Annotated in this window: 14 protein-coding genes; 10 read left to right on the top strand and 4 right to left on the bottom strand. The window is 42.7% G+C overall.

What is annotated here, in order from left to right:
• Positions 1-98: 98 nt before the first annotated feature.
• Complete coding sequence (locus AB6E51_RS12460; protein ID WP_017059697.1) at positions 99-986, bottom strand: putative PEP-binding protein; 888 nt, start codon at positions 984-986, stop codon at positions 99-101.
• A 207-nt stretch (positions 987-1,193) separates the two neighbouring features.
• Between AB6E51_RS12460 and AB6E51_RS12455 the strand changes: the two genes are divergently transcribed.
• Together AB6E51_RS12455 and AB6E51_RS12450 are read left to right on the top strand one after the other, a co-directional pair.
• Entirely contained in the window at positions 1,194-2,252 is a 1,059-nt protein-coding gene (locus AB6E51_RS12455) for a 3-deoxy-7-phosphoheptulonate synthase (RefSeq protein WP_017059698.1), read from the top strand.
• 12 nt (positions 2,253-2,264) lie between these two features.
• Positions 2,265-2,747 carry a YajQ family cyclic di-GMP-binding protein gene (locus tag AB6E51_RS12450; protein ID WP_017063832.1) on the top strand — a complete coding sequence of 161 codons (483 nt, stop codon included), beginning with the start codon at positions 2,265-2,267 and terminating at the stop codon, positions 2,745-2,747.
• Positions 2,748-2,934: 187 nt separating this feature from the next.
• Here the strand turns inward: AB6E51_RS12450 and AB6E51_RS12445 are convergent, their stop codons facing one another.
• Positions 2,935-3,876, bottom strand: a complete 942-nt coding sequence (locus AB6E51_RS12445) for a bifunctional precorrin-2 dehydrogenase/sirohydrochlorin ferrochelatase (RefSeq protein ID WP_017059700.1) — start codon at positions 3,874-3,876, stop codon at positions 2,935-2,937.
• Positions 3,877-4,356: 480 nt separating this feature from the next.
• Between AB6E51_RS12445 and AB6E51_RS12440 the strand changes: the two genes are divergently transcribed.
• The 6 genes from AB6E51_RS12440 (at position 4,357) to AB6E51_RS12415 (ending at position 9,986) form a co-directional block, all read left to right on the top strand.
• Positions 4,357-5,385, top strand: coding sequence for an amino acid ABC transporter substrate-binding protein (locus tag AB6E51_RS12440; protein WP_017059701.1), 1,029 nt, complete (start codon positions 4,357-4,359; stop codon positions 5,383-5,385).
• 71 nt (positions 5,386-5,456) lie between these two features.
• The gene (locus AB6E51_RS12435) at positions 5,457-6,662 is read left to right on the top strand and encodes an amino acid ABC transporter permease (RefSeq protein ID WP_017063829.1); all 1,206 of its coding nucleotides are present in this window, start codon (positions 5,457-5,459) and stop codon (positions 6,660-6,662) included.
• Between the two features lies 1 nt (position 6,663).
• Positions 6,664-7,761 (top strand): amino acid ABC transporter permease, encoded by a 1,098-nt coding sequence (locus AB6E51_RS12430; RefSeq protein WP_017066317.1) that lies wholly within the window; start codon positions 6,664-6,666, stop codon positions 7,759-7,761.
• Positions 7,762-7,783: 22 nt separating this feature from the next.
• The gene (locus AB6E51_RS12425; protein ID WP_017059704.1) at positions 7,784-8,548 is read left to right on the top strand and encodes an amino acid ABC transporter ATP-binding protein; all 765 of its coding nucleotides are present in this window, start codon (positions 7,784-7,786) and stop codon (positions 8,546-8,548) included.
• Positions 8,549-8,830: 282 nt separating this feature from the next.
• Positions 8,831-9,496, top strand: a complete 666-nt coding sequence (locus tag AB6E51_RS12420; RefSeq protein ID WP_017057206.1) for a Bax inhibitor-1/YccA family protein — start codon at positions 8,831-8,833, stop codon at positions 9,494-9,496.
• Between the two features lie 160 nt (positions 9,497-9,656).
• Positions 9,657-9,986 (top strand): TusE/DsrC/DsvC family sulfur relay protein, encoded by a 330-nt coding sequence (locus AB6E51_RS12415; RefSeq protein ID WP_017057205.1) that lies wholly within the window; start codon positions 9,657-9,659, stop codon positions 9,984-9,986.
• Between the two features lie 59 nt (positions 9,987-10,045).
• Here AB6E51_RS12415 and yccX read toward each other — a convergent pair whose 3' ends face one another.
• A complete protein-coding gene (yccX, locus tag AB6E51_RS12410) occupies positions 10,046-10,333 on the bottom strand; it encodes an acylphosphatase (protein WP_017059706.1) in 288 nt (95 codons plus the stop codon).
• An 88-nt stretch (positions 10,334-10,421) separates the two neighbouring features.
• Here yccX and AB6E51_RS12405 point away from each other — a divergent pair, with 88 nt between their 5' ends.
• Both AB6E51_RS12405 and AB6E51_RS12400 read left to right on the top strand, forming a co-directional pair.
• Complete coding sequence (locus AB6E51_RS12405; RefSeq protein ID WP_102319806.1) at positions 10,422-11,825, top strand: methyl-accepting chemotaxis protein; 1,404 nt, start codon at positions 10,422-10,424, stop codon at positions 11,823-11,825.
• A 128-nt stretch (positions 11,826-11,953) separates the two neighbouring features.
• Positions 11,954-13,147: a class I SAM-dependent methyltransferase gene (locus AB6E51_RS12400; RefSeq protein WP_017059708.1), complete on the top strand. Its 1,194-nt coding sequence runs from the start codon at positions 11,954-11,956 to the stop codon at positions 13,145-13,147.
• Between the two features lie 85 nt (positions 13,148-13,232).
• Here the strand turns inward: AB6E51_RS12400 and AB6E51_RS12395 are convergent.
• The coding region (locus AB6E51_RS12395; RefSeq protein WP_372139923.1) for an Ig-like domain-containing protein at positions 13,233-18,128 on the bottom strand (4,896 nt) is incomplete at its 5' end.

Here is an 18,128-nt window from a genome sequence, read left to right as displayed (position 1 = left end):
AAAAATGTTACAAAAAAGAGATATCATCGCACAATGATATCTCTTTCATTCTCAAAGCATTAGCGCCTTAAGTCGGCTTATCAGGCAAGCTAATAGATTTACGCAGTCACGACCGTTTCAACACCTTCAAGGTCAGCAATGTAACCTTGTAGACGTGGATAATCGACTAAACCTTGCGTAACTAGCAGCACTGGCTTCTTCGCGTTCAGGGTTGCTTTAACAATCATATCCAACAAGGTAATAACCGCTTCGTTTTGTGGATCAAAAGCGTGCTGCTGAGCTTCATTGTGTTTGTCTACGCCTAAAGTGAAAGACGCTAAGCTATCAACGTTTACCACTACACCATCGAAGTAATGCAGTAAACGTTCGCTCAGTAGCACTGCAGACGGCACATCGCACGAGAACAGTACTTTCAAACCGTTAAGGCCGCGTGGTAGCCCTTGCTCGGCAAGCAGGTCAATAATCTTAGCGGCATCGCTTAACGCACGAACGTAAGGCACAACTACTTCAACGTTGATGCCCTGCTCACGTAATGCCTTAATAACCTGACACTCTAAAGCGAAAGCCTTGCTGTATTCTGGTGTCGCGTAACGAGCAACGCCACGAACACCTAGTGCAGGGTTAATCTCTTCTGCTTCACAGTTCCCGCCAAGCAGCGAACGGAATCCATAGCTGTCTGCACTGCTTAATGCGATACGAACAGAAGTGTGATTTGGCTGAACGGCAGCTTGAATGGCAATCACTAAGGTCGAAACAAAATGCTCATCGACTGTTTTATCGCCAAGGATCGCTTCTAAAGACGTTTTTTCAATATCAGTCAAAGTATCTAAGTGACTCTCGATACTTGGGTGGTAGAAGACACGATCCATCACTAATTCTGATAATGAAACGTATAAGTGGTTAGAATTATTATTATCGTTGTAAGAAGGCAGCACATCACCTAAGACGAGTTCTGGGTGCAAAGTGCTTTGATTTTCTTGAGTCATTGCTGCTCCAGCATTTTTATGTTGTGTTCAAACGAAAATACCGATAGCTGCCTGTTAATACAAGTGAAAATCCCTTATTTGACGCTGGCCTGCTGATAAAAATAAGAATATTAGCAATAACTGAGATAACTTTGACTCAATAGAGTTTATTCCTCTGTTCAATTCCGTTATCTTAACCACTTCGCAATAGAATAAAAAAGCTATCACATGCCATTAAAAACTGATGAGTTGAGAACCCAAGCTCTGGGTCCTATGCCAACTCCTGCCGAACTAGGCAATGCACACCCTATTACTGACGACGTTGCTGAGCGCATTAAAAATTCTCGCCGCCAAATCGAAGATATCCTAACTGGTCGTGATAACCGCCTATTAGTTATCGTAGGCCCTTGCTCTGTTCACGATACAGATGCGGCACTTGATTACGCTGAGCGCCTAAGCAAAATTCAAGACCAGTACAAAGATGAACTGTTCGTTGTAATGAGAACCTACTTCGAGAAGCCTCGTACTGTTGTAGGTTGGAAGGGTTTGATTACAGATCCTAACCTTGATGGTTCATACGCACTTGAAACAGGCTTGAACAAAGCTCGTAAGCTTCTGCTAGATATCAACAAGCTTGGCCTAGCTACCGCGACTGAATTCCTTGATATGATCACAGGTCAGTACATTGCAGACCTTATCACTTGGGGTGCGATTGGCGCTCGTACAACTGAATCTCAGATTCACCGTGAAATGGCTTCTGCACTGTCTTGCCCTGTTGGCTTCAAGAACGCGACCAACGGCAACATCAAGATTGCTATCGATGCAATTCGTGCAGCACATGCTTCACACTACTTCTACTCTCCAGATAAGAACGGCCGCATGACGGTTTACCGTACTTCTGGCAACCCATACGGTCACGTTATTCTACGTGGTGGCGATAAAGGCCCTAACTTCGACGCTGAATCTGTAGATACTGCATGTAAGCAACTGGCTGAATTCGATCTACCTCAACGTTTGGTTGTAGACTTTAGCCACGCTAACTGTCAGAAGCAACACCGTAAGCAGTTAGAAGTTGCACAAGACATTTGTGAGCAAATTAAATCTAACAAGAACCAAATTGCAGGCATTATGGCAGAGAGCTTCATTATTGAAGGCAACCAGCCAATGACAGACATTAACAACCTAGAATATGGCAAGTCGATTACTGACCCATGCCTAAGCTGGGAAGATACTGCAACAATGCTAGACATGCTTGCAACAGCAATTAAAGATAGAAACTTAGCTTAAGGAAACAACACAATGCCATCATTTGACATTATCTCTGAAGTAGAAGCAGTAGAACTGCGTAACGCAGTAGACAACGCAAACCGTGAACTATCGACTCGTTTCGATTTCCGCGGCGTTGACGCAAGCTTTGATTACAAAGATGAATCAGTAAAATTGACTGCTCAAGACGATTTTCAACTGAAGCAAATGCGCGATATCCTTCGCAGCAACCTAACGAAGCGTAATGTTGATCCTAACGCGATGGAAGCGAAAGCGGCAGACCAAACAGGTCGCACTTGGCACCAAACGGTTATCTTTAAGCAAGGCATTGAAACTGATGTCGCTAAGAAGATCGTTAAGCTAATCAAAGACAACAAAGTTAAAGTTCAAGCTTCTATCCAAGGCGACAAAGTTCGTGTTACTGGTAAGAAGCGTGATGACCTACAAGCTGTTATGGCTCTAGTTCGCGGCGGTGAACTTGGTCAACCTTTCCAGTTTGACAACTTCCGCGACTAATTATTGAGTTTGAGCGACCGCCTATTTGGGTTGCTCATTCATCAGCACAATGTCGTGTTTGAAATAGCAAAAAGCCACTTCTTTTGAAGTGGCTTTTTATTTATCTGGTCCAGCTTTAGTTTTATTCCGAGCCTCTAGCCGATTTCAAACAACCAGAAAGCTCTCATTTCAACTAGAAGCAATTACCTCAACTGAGTACTTGGGCTGCTGACAATTTTAGATCTTTGCCGACCAACAGATTAAACTCTACGCTTGCTGGTGGAATAAACACACACACTCGTAATTTCTCTGCTCTTGCTTGCTCAAGCTTTGTTGATAGCTCTCCGCTGTTGGCGTAGCTCTCTCTTTCTGCATCTCGGCGGCACAGGTCGATAAATTCAAATGGACAATCGCTCGGTGAAAGTACGAGCTCTGCCTCCTGCATCAAACGTAAAGCCTTCATAGACAGCAGCTCGACATCTTGCTCGAATTCAATCCAAGTGACCTGCCCTTCGCTATCAATGCCTTCGGTTAGCGCTTGCTGGTAGTAAGACTCTAACTGCTCTCTGTCATTCACCTGCTCGATAAAGCTGGATGACAAGAAACGCTCCCAAAATTTACGACGCTCGTCGACGGTTGGGAATGACTCTTTGATTGAATTGCGTTTTGATGCACCGAAGTCTGCTATCAAACCTATGTTTTGTGGCAATACCGTTTCGAGTTTTTCTCTGATATTTCTTACTAAAACAGGTGATGCCCCGCCACTAGAGATGGCAATTTGGATTCTGCCGCGATTTATCATCGAAGGTGTGATGAAGTCGCAGTAAGGAAGATCGTCAACCACATTGACTAAAATGCCCAGTTTTTTCGCATCATTATACACTTGGTGATTCAAGCTTGGGTTGTCTGTTGTGGCCCAAACCTGCAAGTAATTTTTCGATATGATCTGTGACGAGTAAAAGTTTTGAACCCAGTGAAGCTTGTTCTCGTCCACAAGCTGCTTTAAGTAAGGCGCTACCTTGGGAGACACCAAAGTCACATCCGCTCCCGCTCGTAGTAAGCTATCGACTTTACGGCAAGCAACCTCACCCCCACCAACCACTAAGATTGGCTTATTTTCTACATCCAAAAACATTGGGAAATAACGCATGTTCTTCCTTGAGACTACTTCAATAACTATTCAGCCATGCTACCAAATTTGGAGCATATTCATAACTATCGAAGTGTAATAAAAATATTTATTGACCAAATTTCAACATTTCTTAAGTTTAATATTTCACCATTGTGATGTTTATTCAGAATATTCATCTAGTCGATTATCAATATAAAAATCTAAATCTCGTTGCACCAACAGTGTGAACCGTTGCACTATTTACATTCACTTAACATTTGGTCATTCTAATTGTGTTCGGATTTGTGATTTCATTCAAAATTCTTTTTAAATTATACATTTGTGAAAGTACGGATCCTTTCCTAACCTTATAAACAGTTGTTTAAATCGCACACAGTTTCATTTGCAAAATGCAACTCGTTTAATTTGAACAACAAGGTCATAGAAAACGCAACACATAAGAGAAACTCAAACGAGCACGAGTATCAGGTGTCACCTGGTTAACAAGGAAGGATACAAATGACAAATAAACTAACACTTCTTGCTTCAGTAGTAGCTGCATCAACTGCGATGATGGCAACATCGGCATCAGCGGCAGAAAGCACTCTGGACAAAGTCACATCTCAAGGTTTTCTAACTTGTGGTGTAAGTACCGGTCTTCCAGGGTTCTCTAACCCTAACTCAAAAGGTGAATGGGAAGGAATTGATGTTGAGTATTGTCAAGCTCTTGCAGCGGCTGTACTCGGTGACAAGACTAAAGTTAAGTATGTACCTCTAACAGCAAAAGAGCGTTTTACTGCGCTTCAATCTGGCGAAATCGACGTACTATCTCGTAACACAACATGGACATTACATCGTGACACTGCTCTAGGTCTGAACTTCGTAGGCGTTAACTACTACGATGGTCAAGGCTTCATGGTTAAGAAAGAACTTGGCCTAACAAGTGCTCAAGAGCTTGATGGCGCTTCTGTATGTGTTCAATCAGGTACAACAACTGAACTTAACCTAGCCGATTACTTCCGTAACAGTGGCATGTCTTACAAGCCAGTGGTATTCGATACGGCAGCACAAACATCGAAAGGTTTCGACGCAGGTCGTTGTGACGTACTAACAACTGACCAATCTGGTCTATACGCACTTCGCCTAAACCTAGCTGATCCTAAATCTGCAGAAGTACTTCCTGAAATCATCTCTAAAGAGCCTCTAGGCCCTGTTGTTCGTCAAGATGATGATCAATGGTTTAACGTTGCTAAGTGGACACTTTCAGCAATGATTAACGCGGAAGAATACGGCATCTCCTCTAAAAATGCAGACGAAATGCTTAAGTCAAAAGATCCAAACATCAAACGTATTCTTGGAGTAGACGGTCCTAAAGGTAAAGGCCTTGGCATTCGCGACGACTGGGGTTACCAAGTAATTAAGCAAGTTGGTAACTACGGTGAGAGTTTTGAGCGTACTGTTGGTACAGGTTCTCCACTTCAAATCTCTCGTGGTGTAAATGCATTATGGAATGCGGGCGGCTTTATGTACGCTCCACCAATCCGTTAATAAATTTTCAAGCATCAATTAGGGCGGAGTTTTCCGCCCTATTTATTAAATGGATTTGAGGTTATAGTAGTATGAAACCTAATGAAACTATTTCTCCAGCTCAGGCAAAGCCACAACCCAAAAGTGCCAACTTATTTTACAACCCCACTTTTCGCTCCATCATTTTCCAAATTATCGCCGTCGGGGCGCTTTGTGCTTTCTTTTACACGATTGTAAATAATGCACTCACAAACTTAGATTCCCGTGGTATCACCACTGGTTTTGATTTTCTCTCACAAGAAGCTGGTTTTGGTATCGGCTTAACACTGATTGAATACGACGAGACCTACTCATACGGTCGTACATTCTTTATCGGTCTTCTCAATACCGCTTTGGTTTCAGTACTCGGCATCATGCTAGCTACAGTGCTGGGCTTTAGTATGGGTATCGCTAGGCTCTCTTCAAACTGGCTAGTTAGCCGATTTGCAGCTGTCTACATTGAGATATTCCGAAATATCCCTCTGCTATTACAAATCTTTTTCTGGTATTTCGCCGTTCTACAAGCCTTGCCTTCTGCTCGTCAAAGTATGAGTCTAGGTGAAGCAATTTTCTTGAACGTACGCGGGTTGTATTTCCCTGCTCCAGTCTTTGAGCAAGGCAGTAGCATTGTCATCGCATCATTGATTGTCGGTATTATCGCTACGTTTATTATCAACATCTGGGCTAAGAACAGACAGAAACTGACCGGCCAACAAACACCGATGTTGCGAATTGCCGCTGCGTTGATTTTAGGCTTACCGTTGATAACTTACTTTGTTATGGGCATGCCTATCTCTGCAGATTACCCTGTGTTGAAAGGGTTTAACTTCAAGGGTGGTGTTACGATAATCCCTGAGCTTGCTGCATTGATGCTCGCTTTAAGTATCTATACAGCAGCGTTCATTGCTGAGATTGTTCGTTCAGGTATTAACGCGGTAAACCATGGGCAAACTGAGGCTGCGATGTCTCTAGGCATCCCACGTTCTAGAACTCTAAAGCTTGTCATTATTCCACAAGCATTAAGAATCATTATCCCACCACTAACCAGTCAGTATCTAAACCTGACCAAAAACTCATCACTTGCGATGGCCATTGGTTATCCTGATCTTGTCTCTGTATTTGCAGGAACAACACTTAACCAAACTGGACAAGCTATCGAAGTAATCGCGATGACAATGGGCGTCTACCTAACCTTGAGCCTATTAACGTCCGCTCTAATGAACATATACAACCGCAAAGTAGCATTGGTGGAGAGATAAGATGAGTACACATCAATTTCAACCTGATCTTCCGCCTCCAGCGAATACCGTTGGGCCAGTCGGTTGGTTAAGAAAAAATCTATTTAATGGACCTGTTAACAGCGTCGTCACTGTGATTCTTGCTTACTTTGCTTTCACCCTATTATGGGCAATAGCGGATTGGGCATTCATCAGTGCCGACTGGATAGGAACCACACGTGATGCCTGTACTAGCGAAGGCGCTTGTTGGGTTTTTATCAGCGTTCGTTGGGACCAATTCATGTATGGCTTCTACCCAGAAGCTGAACTGTGGCGACCTCGCCTCTTCTATGCAACGTTGGCCATTTTTGTAGCCTTACTGGCTTATGAAAAAACACCTAAACGTACGTGGATTTGGTTGTTCTTCGTCAACATCTACCCATTTATCATTGCTGGCTTGCTATACGGTGGCGTCTTTGGGTTAGAAGTTGTTGATACCCATAAATGGGGCGGCCTACTGGTTACACTGGTCATCGCACTTGTTGGTATTGTAGTGTCACTCCCTATTGGTGTTGCACTTGCTCTTGGGCGCCGCTCAGAGATGCCGATCATTCGCAGTATGTGTACCGTATACATCGAAATTTGGCGTGGCGTACCGCTCATTACAGTTCTATTCATGGCTTCAGTAATGCTGCCACTCTTTTTATCAGAAGGGACAGAAACCGATAAGCTCATTCGAGCACTTGTAGGGGTAGTTCTATTCAGTGCAGCCTACATGGCCGAAGTAATTCGAGGTGGTCTACAAGCAATACCAAAAGGCCAATACGAAGCAGCTGATGCTCTGGGGTTAAGCTACTGGAAAAAGACTGGGCTTATCATTCTACCTCAAGCTCTTAAAATCACGATTCCTTCAATTGTGAACACCTTCATTGGTTTGTTTAAAGATACCAGTCTTGTTTTGATTATTGGTATGTTTGATGTACTAGGAATTGGCCAAGCCGCGAATACCGACCCTGAATGGCTTGGGTATTCAACAGAAAGTTATGTATTTGTCGCGTTAGTGTTCTGGGTGTTTTGTTTTGGCATGTCGAGATATTCGATATGGCTAGAAAACAGACTTCACACCGGTCACAAACGATAATTAACAAGATCAAGGACGTATTATGACGCAGCAGACAGAAAACAACTCTCAAGGTCTTATGATCGAGTTGAAAGACATGAACAAGTGGTACGGTGAATTCCACGTACTTAAGAACATCAATTTAGAAGTTAAAAAAGGCGAGAAAATCGTTATCTGTGGCCCTTCAGGCTCTGGTAAATCAACGATGATCCGCTGCATCAACCGATTAGAAGAGCACCAAAAAGGTCATATCTTCGTTTCAGGTAATGAATTAACGGAAGACCTAAAGAACATCGAAGCCGTGCGTAGAGATGTCGGCATGTGTTTCCAACACTTCAATCTGTTTCCACATCTGACGGTATTAGAGAACTGTACTCTGGCCCCTATCTGGGTAAAAAAGATGCCAAAAGAAGAAGCCGAAGCGATTGCAATGAAGTACCTAGAGCGCGTAAAAATCCCTGAGCAAGCGGACAAGTTCCCAGGTCAGCTTTCAGGTGGTCAACAGCAGCGTGTAGCTATCGCTCGCTCTTTGTGTATGAACCCTCAAGTGATGCTGTTTGATGAGCCAACGTCGGCGCTCGATCCAGAAATGGTTCGTGAGGTGTTAGACGTAATGGTTGAGCTTGCAGAAGAAGGCATGACGATGCTTTGTGTAACGCACGAGATGGGCTTTGCTAAAGAGGTCGCGGATCGCGTTATCTTCATGGATGCCGGTGAAATCATAGAAGAGAACAACCCTGTCGATTTCTTTGAAAACCCACAATCAGACAGAACGCAGAACTTCTTAAGCCAAATCTTACACCACTAATGTGTTATGATGCATAAACTACAGAGGCGGCTTAGGTCGCCTCTTTGTTTTCAGTGTTATAATTAGTTTTTCAAGATTATAAACAGCGATTCAGTGCGATTAAAATTGAACAACGAACCTTAACTGCACTTTAAGAAATACTTTGTTACACCTTCAGAAACACTTAACCGACTATTTTGATTATTATTTTACGTATACAAGAGGAATGAGAGACTTGATTTTTCGAACTTTCACCCCCATAAATGTACTAATAACTATTGAAGTCACCTTACGAGGAAGATTATGAACAGCCCTATGTTTTCACGCACAGCATCTCAAGAAAGTGCTCTGCAAACCAATAAAGTGTTGCGTAACACCTACGCATTACTGTCTATGACACTACTTTGGTCTGCTGTTGTAGCAGGCGTATCCATGGCGATGAACCTTCCTCGCCCGGGTCTTATTATCATGCTAGTTGGCTTCTACGGCCTACTTTTCCTAACAGAAAAGAACCGTGACAACAGCATGGGTCTAGTCTTCACATTCCTATTTACAGGTTTCTTAGGCTACACCATCGGTCCAATCTTAAACATGTACGTTGGCGCAGGCATGGGTGATGTCATCCTAACTGCACTTGGCGGTACAGCACTGGCGTTTATGGGCGCATCAGCTTACGCACTAACAACTAAGCGTGACCTGTCGTTCCTTAATGGCATGCTATTAGCTGGTTTCGTAGTACTACTTGTAGGTATGGTTGCAAACATCTTCCTACAAATGCCTCTACTATCATTGGCAATGAGCGGTATGTTCATCCTGTTCTCGACTGGTGTTATCTTGCTTACAACGCAAAACATCATTCGTGGCGGTGAAACAAACTACATCTCTGCAACGATCAGCTTGTACGTATCGATCTACAACATCTTCATCAGCCTACTAAGCATCCTAGGCATCATGGGCAGCGACGACTAATCGTTCCCATCATTGAAGAATATCTAGCCCAAGAGCCTACCTCTTGGGCTTTTTTGTATCTATAAGTACGATATTTCATTGGATAGCTACAATTTCTGTTGAGAAAGACAAACTTGGTCATGTACCCTATCCGCATAGTTAATTGGATTCTGGATTAAACATGTTTGAATATAACGGCAAGCAAATCGAAACCGACGCTCAAGGCTACCTATTGGATTACACGCAATGGGAAGAAGGCATGATTGAAATTCTTGCTCAAGACGAGGCGATTGAACTTACAGATGCACACTTAGAAGTCGTACATTTTGTAAGGAGCTTTTACGAAGAGTTCAACACCTCACCAGCGGTTCGCATGCTCGTTAAAGCAATGGAAAAAGCTCACGGCCCAGAAAAAGGCAATAGTAAGTACCTTTTCAAGTTATTCAAAAAAGGCCCTGCAAAACAAGCGACCAAGCTCGCCGGTTTACCTAAACCAGCAAAGTGCTTGTAAAACCTAACCCGCTTTAGGTCATTAAGTTACGTTCAATATAAAATACTGTAGTGCTACAACTACAGTATTTTAAACGCCCCTATGCGTACGTCTTGGCGCTCACTATCTTTAACTTGATGCATCACAACGTTGTCTACTGTTGCGCTCGAAGGGCCAATATAGAGCCAAGCATGTAACTTCTCAATTTGCTGACTCTCTCCGACAACTAACACTTCAACTCGACCATCATTTAAGTTCTTTGCATAACCTGAGAGACCCATAGCTTGCGCCTGCCTACTGGTGTGGTAACGGAACCCAACACATTGAACTACGCCTGACACGACAAAAATATATTGTGAACTTTCCATAACGTTGCCTCATAAATTATATGAATGATATAGTCGAGTTTCTATTCATTCACCGCTTATTGGTGGACTTACTTCGAGTATAACGATTATGAAAGAAATCCCATTTCGTTGGATTGACAAATATCTCATTCACCTAAAAATCCAAGAAAAGTTCTATCTACTCTTCTTATTGCCTCTTCTCGCCCTGGTTATATTAACTCTCGTTTTAGATAGTGCCGCGGACTCTTTACTTGCTCACCTTTATCAAGAAGAAATGCTCTTGATGAAAGGGCTTATCGAAGCGGGTCAACTCACTAAAGATCAAGTAGCTCAGCTTGTCAGCAGCTCTGAAACCATCTCTTTAGGCTACGGTGCTGGTTCTGTTTCAGTGATGAATGGAGCGTTCAGCCTAGTTGCTAACCATGACCAAAACCTTTGGTCTGCTCTATCGACGACTCAGGTTTCTATCATCGCTGTAACCCTAACGCTTATCGCACTAGGTGTTTACTACATCATGACCTTTATTGGCGGCGCGATGTTCTCTATGAACAAAGCTCTGAACACGCTTGCTAATGGCGACTTAACTTGCCGCATGAACTACTTCTTAGTTCGTGACGAGTTCAGTGAAATCGCGATTACAATCGATAAAGTTGCGGAGCGTGAACAAAACATGGTTCTATCAATCCAAGAGTCTGTCGCTCTCATGCAGCAGATCAGCTCGGACTTGAACCAGTCAACACAACAAAGTTCAGACATCTCAGGTAACCAACAAGAACACCTGAATAGCTTAGCAAGTGCAACGGAACAAATGGCGGCTACCATTCGCGAAGTCGCTACCCTTGCTCATGCGTCTAGCTCACAAACGATGGACGCTCGCGGCGTTGCTCAGAGCGGTCAAGTCAAGGTTTCAAATACACTGGAGTCTATCTCTAGCCTATCTCAAGAGATCCAGTCCGCTTCACAAGCAGTAGAAGAACTGGATGCCAACGCGGCGCAGATCGATGAAGTAGTCACAACCATCAACGGTATTTCTGAACAGACTAACCTGTTAGCGTTGAACGCAGCTATCGAAGCCGCACGTGCTGGCGAGCAAGGTCGTGGATTTGCTGTTGTTGCCGATGAAGTTCGTGCCCTTGCCGGTCGTACTCAGCAAGCAACGGTTGAAATCCAAAGCATGATTGAATCATTACAACGTAACAGTCAATCACTGACCAAGCTGATGGAAGTCACGGTGAACAATGCTAACGAAGGCCAAACACTGATGTCAGAAGTGAACGTCGAGATCGGTTCATTAGCGGAAAAAAACCAGTCTATTTCAGATAGCAGCACTCAAATTGCTACCGCGGCTGAAGAACAAGGCGTAGTCGCTGACAACATTGCACAGAGTGTTGAAGAGATTCGTCATCAGTCAGACAGTATCTGCGAGATGATCAGTAAGAGTAATTCCAATGTTGACCAACTTCGTAAACAAAGCGATACGATGGAAGGTTTGCTGACAGGTCTTAAAGCTTAATACTGATATCCACCACAATGTGTTGATTAATCATTACTAGGGCTGCTTCTGCAGCCCTTTCTTATTTGCTTTTCACCTGCACTTCCCCGACAATACCCCTCCTTCAAATTCAACAAACAGAGTAAATTATGACTCCTTCAATTCATCTAGCTAAAGGCCGAGATAAATCACTACGCCGCAAACACCCTTGGGTATTTTCACGCGGTATCGATAAGGTCGAAGGCGAACCAAAACAAGGTGAAACTGTAGACGTATATGCTCAAAATGGTCAGTGGCTTGCAAAAGCGGCTTACTCACCAGAATCTCAAATTCGAGCTCGTGTTTGGACATTTGAAAAAGAAGAGATCAACAAGGCGTTCTTCGTAAAACGAATTCAAGACGCACAGTCTTTACGAGAAGACATTATCGAACGTGATGGTCTAACGGGCTACCGCCTAACGGCCGCAGAGTCTGATGGCTTACCAGGTATCACAATCGACAAATACCAAGACTTTCTTGTTTGCCAACTGCTAAGTGCTGGCGCTGAGTTTAACAAAAGCGTATTGGTTGAAGCGTTAATCGAGTGCTTCCCTGACTGCAACATCTACGAGCGTTCAGACGTGGCAGTTCGTAAGAAAGAAGGCCTAGAACAAGTTGTCGGCGTTCTTCATGGTGAAGAGCCACCAAAATCTATCGTGATTGAAGAAAATGGCGTTAAAATCAGCGTGAACATTATGGAAGGCCACAAAACAGGCTTCTACATGGACCAACGTGATAGCCGCAAAGAATCGATGAAGTACGTTAAAGGCAAAGATGTCCTTAACTGTTTCTCATATACAGGTGGCTTTGGCCTTTACGCACTTAAAGGCGACGCGAAGCGTGTTATCAACGCTGACGTATCTCAACTTGCTCTTGATACCGCTAAATTCAACGCTGAACTTAATGAGTTTGATATCTCGAAAAAGCGCGCTGTATTCCTAAACGCTGACGTTTTCAAACTGCTTCGTGAGTACCGTGATCAAGGCACTAAGTTTGACGTAGTGATCATGGACCCACCAAAGTTTGTTTCAAGCAAGAATAACCTAACTTCAGGCGCTAACGGCTACAAAGACGTTAACATGCTTGCGATGCAAATCCTGAAACCAGGTGGCACTCTACTCACCTACTCTTGCTCTGGCTTAATGGGTACTGATTTGTTCCAAAAAATCATTGCTGATGCAGCATTAGATGCAGGCCGCACTGTTAAATTCGTAGAACGCTTCGAACAAGCAGCCGACCACCTAACAGACACTGCCTACCCAGAAGGTTTCTACCTGAAAGGTTTCGCTTGTAAGGTTCTTTAATCCTTGAGCTTTTGACTCTATTATTTTATATGACGAAACAGACATATTAAAAAAGGGCCTTTCGGCCCTTTTTGTTATTCATGAATTAAGAGTTTGGTAGGTTAGTCATTAGTGAATTTACTAAATTCGTCAATTCATCACCGGAATAAACACCAGAAGAATCGACGTCAAAACCACTAAGATTACTTGCTTGGCCCTGCAATACTATAGTTTGAGAACCTTGATCATTAGTAATGGTTAACTCTAGGTCTTGGTTGTTATCGCTAATCTTAGCTGACAAATGTTCAAGAACATCATCCATTGTATTTTCATCATGAAGGAGTTCAGACAAATCAATACGGTCACTGCCCACTTCAAAGTCAGTAATAACGTCTCGATAGTTGTTCAAAGGTTCATCAACCCACTTGAAGATATCATCACCGTCGCCACCAGTTAGAATGTCATCACCTAAGCCACCGATTAAGATATCGCTACCGTCGCCACCGAGTAAGATATCATCGCCCGCAGCCCCTAGTAGTACATCATTACCAGCATGACCTAAGATAATGTCATCTTGTTCAGTACCCTGGAACTGATCATCACCTGTCGATGCGTTAAACGAAGAAGTAGGTGCAACATTCACCTCACCGCTAGGGCTTAGATTTAATGTAATAAGTTGCTGTGACTGAGCGCCTTGACTGTCTTCTACAGTTACAAGGATTTCAAATGCAACCGCTTTACCGGTGTCACTTGCTGTGCTGTCACTTGATGGTTGGAAATAGTATGAACCATCTTGTGCAACTCGAAATTCTCCGTAACCAATATCAACAACCAGTTCATTCCCAACACTGTCTTTGGTAAATGTTAGACCTGTTGGCAGGTTAATGGTGTTTCCATCAGTATCGACTTTCTGAATCACTGACGCTTTGCTCTCATCAATCATTACTGCTACTGCATCTAGGCCAGATAGAGATAGCAACAACGAACCAGCAATACCGATTGTTGGACGAAGTTTTGGTAATTCCGTTGTGATTAGAGAGTCTGGTATATAAACAACTTTACCATTGTTACCAGCGACTTCTTTAAGACCACTCTCAGGCACATTATCTGAGCTACCGACTCCAACGGCAGTCACATCTTTATCGGCAATAAAGCTGTCCCAATCGCTGTTGGTATCACTGTCCCAATCGCCATTGTCTCGACCGTCACTTAAGAAGTAAACAACGTCATTGGTATCGTCAGATGACAAATTTGAAACTGGGTTAGTATTGTAACCAGCGATTGCTGCCTCTACGCCATCTTCATAATCCGTTCCGCCTTGCGCATCGAAGATACCGTTATAATTTCTCTCATCTACTTTTTCTTGAGCGGTGGTAAGAATAGCTATAGCTTCAGCTACTGTCTTCCAACCAGTATTCGTCGCTCCAGAATCAAAGTCTATTAACTGTACCAGAACATCTTCACTGCCTTCTTGATCAGCCACGTTTTGCAAGAGATTAATTGACGCTTGCAATACGTACTCAATTCTCATATCGCTTAGACCACTCGGAGTACTTGCCATACTTCCAGAAGAATCAATAATCAGAGTAATGACTGTTGTTGGTACGCTCCCGCCTTGATCTGCCATGATATCGTTAGTTTCAGCAACATTAACACTAGTACTCGCTGTTGAAACATTTTCATTCACATCTACAGCAACGACTTCAACATCAACATCTAACTGTTCACCTGAACTATCTCTTACTGCAAGATTGTCATAGCTAATATGCTGTGTAGTGTCACCTTCAATATCAATGACCCAGACAGATTCATCACCAACGGTTACGAAACCACCAAGAACATTACCAGTATCTTTATCAATAATTTCTGCAGAATCTGGTAACCCGGAAATTCTAACTTCGTCTAGGTACTCACTTCCGTCTGTATCTGCTACCGAAGCTGTTACTGTAAAGCCAACATCTTGAAGCACATTGAATGTTCCGTCTTCATTAAGTTCAACAATAGCATCTGCAAAAATTAAACGTTCAATTTGATACAGTTTATCACCAGTACTACCCCATTCAGGAGTATCACGGTTCAAACTATCCACGATAGTCCAATCATGTTGTGTCGTCGTGTCACCAACAAAAGTTAAATTGTATTCAGAAAAATCACCTTCATATACTGCAGTATCAATAGCACTTTCAGCATCCAATGAACCAGTACCACCAGAAAGATGATCATCACCATCACGGCCAACAAAAATATCAGAACCTGTACCTCCTGGGTTTGTATTAGCATCTCCAATCAAACTATCACCAGAGCTTACATCAGAACCAACGATTAAATCATTTCCTACAGTCCCCGTTGTTTGACCATACTGATTCATTACAGTATGACCAAGTTCAGCATAATCACTTTCAGTAAAACTGGTGTTAGCATCAGCATTAACAAGCTTAGTATGCAATGCATCACTAATCACAACATTTGAAGTATCACCAAATACCGCAGTAACATTAGGCTTATCAGCCACGGCATTCACAACAAGTGTTGCTGTACCTTCGCTCGACTTAGCTCCATCAGAAACAGTCACAGTAAACGGTACGCTATCGAAATGTTTATCCGAAGCTGGTGTAAACTCTGCAGAGGTCACTTTCCCTTCTGAATCTGTTACAAGCTGAACCGAACCATATGATGGGTCAACCTTGACATCTGTAATAAATGTCTGGTCTCCATCAGCATCAGTAATATTGAGCTTATCCAGAGACAAACTAACCACCTGATCTTCATTAGAAGCATCAAGCTGAGAGTCATTCAAGACTGGTGCTTTATTTGTTGAATCCTGTGTACTTGAAGTTGAAATGGTTATAACACCAGTATCGGTTCCTTTGTCACTATCTGTAGCTTCATAGGTGATTTTTTCAGAAACAATCGTATCTACAACTTCAACACCTTGCAATGTGATATTAGAGTTCGATCCATTTGATTGGTCCCCATTAACTGTGTATACACGAATCTCATCAAACCCACCATCAAGCTGGATATTTGCAGTGAATTCACCGCTTCCATCATAAACGGCAGAATTAGTATCATCATCAAAGATGTAAGGGTCATTGCCTACCTGAACACCATCTTTAAATAAGATAACTTGTATCTCAGCATCAGCAGAATTGTTATCGGCATAGTGAGCCCAGACACTACCAAAATCGATATTAACCTCAGTTACTGTTACCTCAGTGGCGTTAGAATCACCAACCTTAGTAAAGTCTATCGAGATAAAATCTTTAGTTGAAACATCAAGTTCTTTATCACCTACACCTAATCCTGACTCATTTTCCTCACTATCATAATGCAATGTTTCAGCTGTTAAATTGCTAGATGAGTCTGGTCTATCTCCATCGAAAAGACCACCAGAAATGATTACACCACTATCTAATGTATAAGATGTTTCTGAACCATTTATATTGTTAAAATCTTCTGATGCATCAAAAGACAGGTCTGAGTTTATAGTCTCATCAAGTACATATTCGATTTGGGTGTCTTCAGTTAGAACTGTATTTTCATCAACTAATGTACGAGTATCACCATCAACCACATATAAAGAACCAAGCTCAGGAAGATCAATAATCGAAAGTTGAACATCTTTATTATCAGTACTGCTTAAATCGTCTTCAGCGTCACTTACGTGAGAATCGAACGTGAACTGTGCTGTCTGCTCTGTACCTAAGTCAATACTAAAACTAGATGCACTAGGGTCGATATTGGTAGATAACGCATCAGTCCCAATAAATTGCGTGCCTGCAGGCTGATTTTGATATGTTAACTCTGCATCAATATTCAGCTCACCGTCTACAACCGTATCCATATCAACATCAAAGGATAAGGAGCCAGAATCTATATCAGATTGAGTAAGAACTTTAGTTTCAGTAAGTTGACCTTCAACTTCTATCGACAGCGTGGCACCGACTGCAGCACCAGCTGGCAGTGTCACATTATATGAAACCACAGGTCTATCACTGTTAATGAATTCGTCTTCATCCCTTACAATAGTAACTGAAGGGGCAAAGAGTTCTTCAACAGTTTTACCACCATCAGTGAAGTTGAAGTTTTCAAACTCGATGAAAGTGTTCACATCACTATTGCTTTCAGTGATAGTCACTGAACCATCAGCGTTTAACTGTACTAAAGCTGAATCCAAAGAGAAATCAAACACAGCGGTATCTGTACCAGAGCCACCATCTACAACTAATCTGTTATCTATGTCGTCTACTGTGGCATTAAATTGATCATCTCCCCCACCAAGTAAGACGAAGTCATCTGTAGTTTCTTGCTGTGCTGGGTCAAAATCACCATGGTAGTAATGTACGGTATTCGATGATTCACTAGTGTTACCGTAATTATCAACTTGTTTGGCTGTAAAGAATTCGTTGTCATTAACTGACGTAGAAACCAGGTTCGATATATCAGTGGTCCAGTTACCATTACTGTCGACTGTAATCGGAGCTACATTCACCTGATTACTGTCTTCATCGAATAGTAATATTGTTAAGCCAGGCTCACCAGTACCACTCAATGTAACTTCAGAATAATCACTAGCTGCAGAATCATCTGAGATATTTGTAATTACAGGAGATTCCGGAATATCTGTGAACACAAAGTAACGCTCTGTATTAGAAGCAACAAAATCGTTACCAGCATCGTCACTTCCAGTCACAGTAGCGGTAAGATCTGCAGGGTTACCCATAATAAGATTCGAACCATGTGTGACTAACTTGAACGTATTGTCAGCTAGAACTACCGTCGAACCGATAAGAACTTTGCTATCTCCAACCCCCAAGTAAATATGTACAGTATCCCCTTCACTTGCATCACCAGAAACTTTACCTGTTATCTCTTGATCAGATGAAGCTTCTTCAGCATTAACAATCCCATCACCAGTAACTTGATCGATATCTATACCTGCTCCAGCTTCGGTATCGATGATGACTTCAAGCTCGGTCGACGTCGCGCTATTGCCCGCATC

This window comes from Vibrio sp. 10N.247.311.47 (assembly GCF_041467535.1).
Classification (GTDB): Bacteria; Pseudomonadota; Gammaproteobacteria; order Enterobacterales; family Vibrionaceae; genus Vibrio; species Vibrio crassostreae_C.
The sequence above is the reverse complement of the archived record's forward strand: the minus strand, read 5'-3'. Positions and strand labels throughout refer to the sequence as shown.

Bases quoted from the DNA above. Each gene is read 5' to 3' on its own strand.
- AB6E51_RS12455 (WP_017059698.1), top strand. From the start codon at position 1,194: ATGCCATTAAAAACTGATGAGTTGAGAACCCAAGCTCTGGGTCCTATG.
- AB6E51_RS12430 (WP_017066317.1), top strand. From the start codon at position 6,664: ATGAGTACACATCAATTTCAACCTGATCTTCCGCCTCCAGCGAATACC.
- AB6E51_RS12405 (WP_102319806.1), top strand. From the start codon at position 10,422: ATGAAAGAAATCCCATTTCGTTGGATTGACAAATATCTCATTCACCTA.
- AB6E51_RS12425 (WP_017059704.1), top strand. From the start codon at position 7,784: ATGACGCAGCAGACAGAAAACAACTCTCAAGGTCTTATGATCGAGTTG.
- AB6E51_RS12450 (WP_017063832.1), top strand. From the start codon at position 2,265: ATGCCATCATTTGACATTATCTCTGAAGTAGAAGCAGTAGAACTGCGT.
- AB6E51_RS12440 (WP_017059701.1), top strand. From the start codon at position 4,357: ATGACAAATAAACTAACACTTCTTGCTTCAGTAGTAGCTGCATCAACT.
- AB6E51_RS12400 (WP_017059708.1), top strand. From the start codon at position 11,954: ATGACTCCTTCAATTCATCTAGCTAAAGGCCGAGATAAATCACTACGC.
- AB6E51_RS12445 (WP_017059700.1), bottom strand. From the start codon at position 3,876: ATGCGTTATTTCCCAATGTTTTTGGATGTAGAAAATAAGCCAATCTTA.
- yccX (WP_017059706.1), bottom strand. From the start codon at position 10,333: ATGGAAAGTTCACAATATATTTTTGTCGTGTCAGGCGTAGTTCAATGT.
- AB6E51_RS12435 (WP_017063829.1), top strand. From the start codon at position 5,457: ATGAAACCTAATGAAACTATTTCTCCAGCTCAGGCAAAGCCACAACCC.
- AB6E51_RS12420 (WP_017057206.1), top strand. From the start codon at position 8,831: ATGAACAGCCCTATGTTTTCACGCACAGCATCTCAAGAAAGTGCTCTG.
- AB6E51_RS12415 (WP_017057205.1), top strand. From the start codon at position 9,657: ATGTTTGAATATAACGGCAAGCAAATCGAAACCGACGCTCAAGGCTAC.
- AB6E51_RS12460 (WP_017059697.1), bottom strand. From the start codon at position 986: ATGACTCAAGAAAATCAAAGCACTTTGCACCCAGAACTCGTCTTAGGT.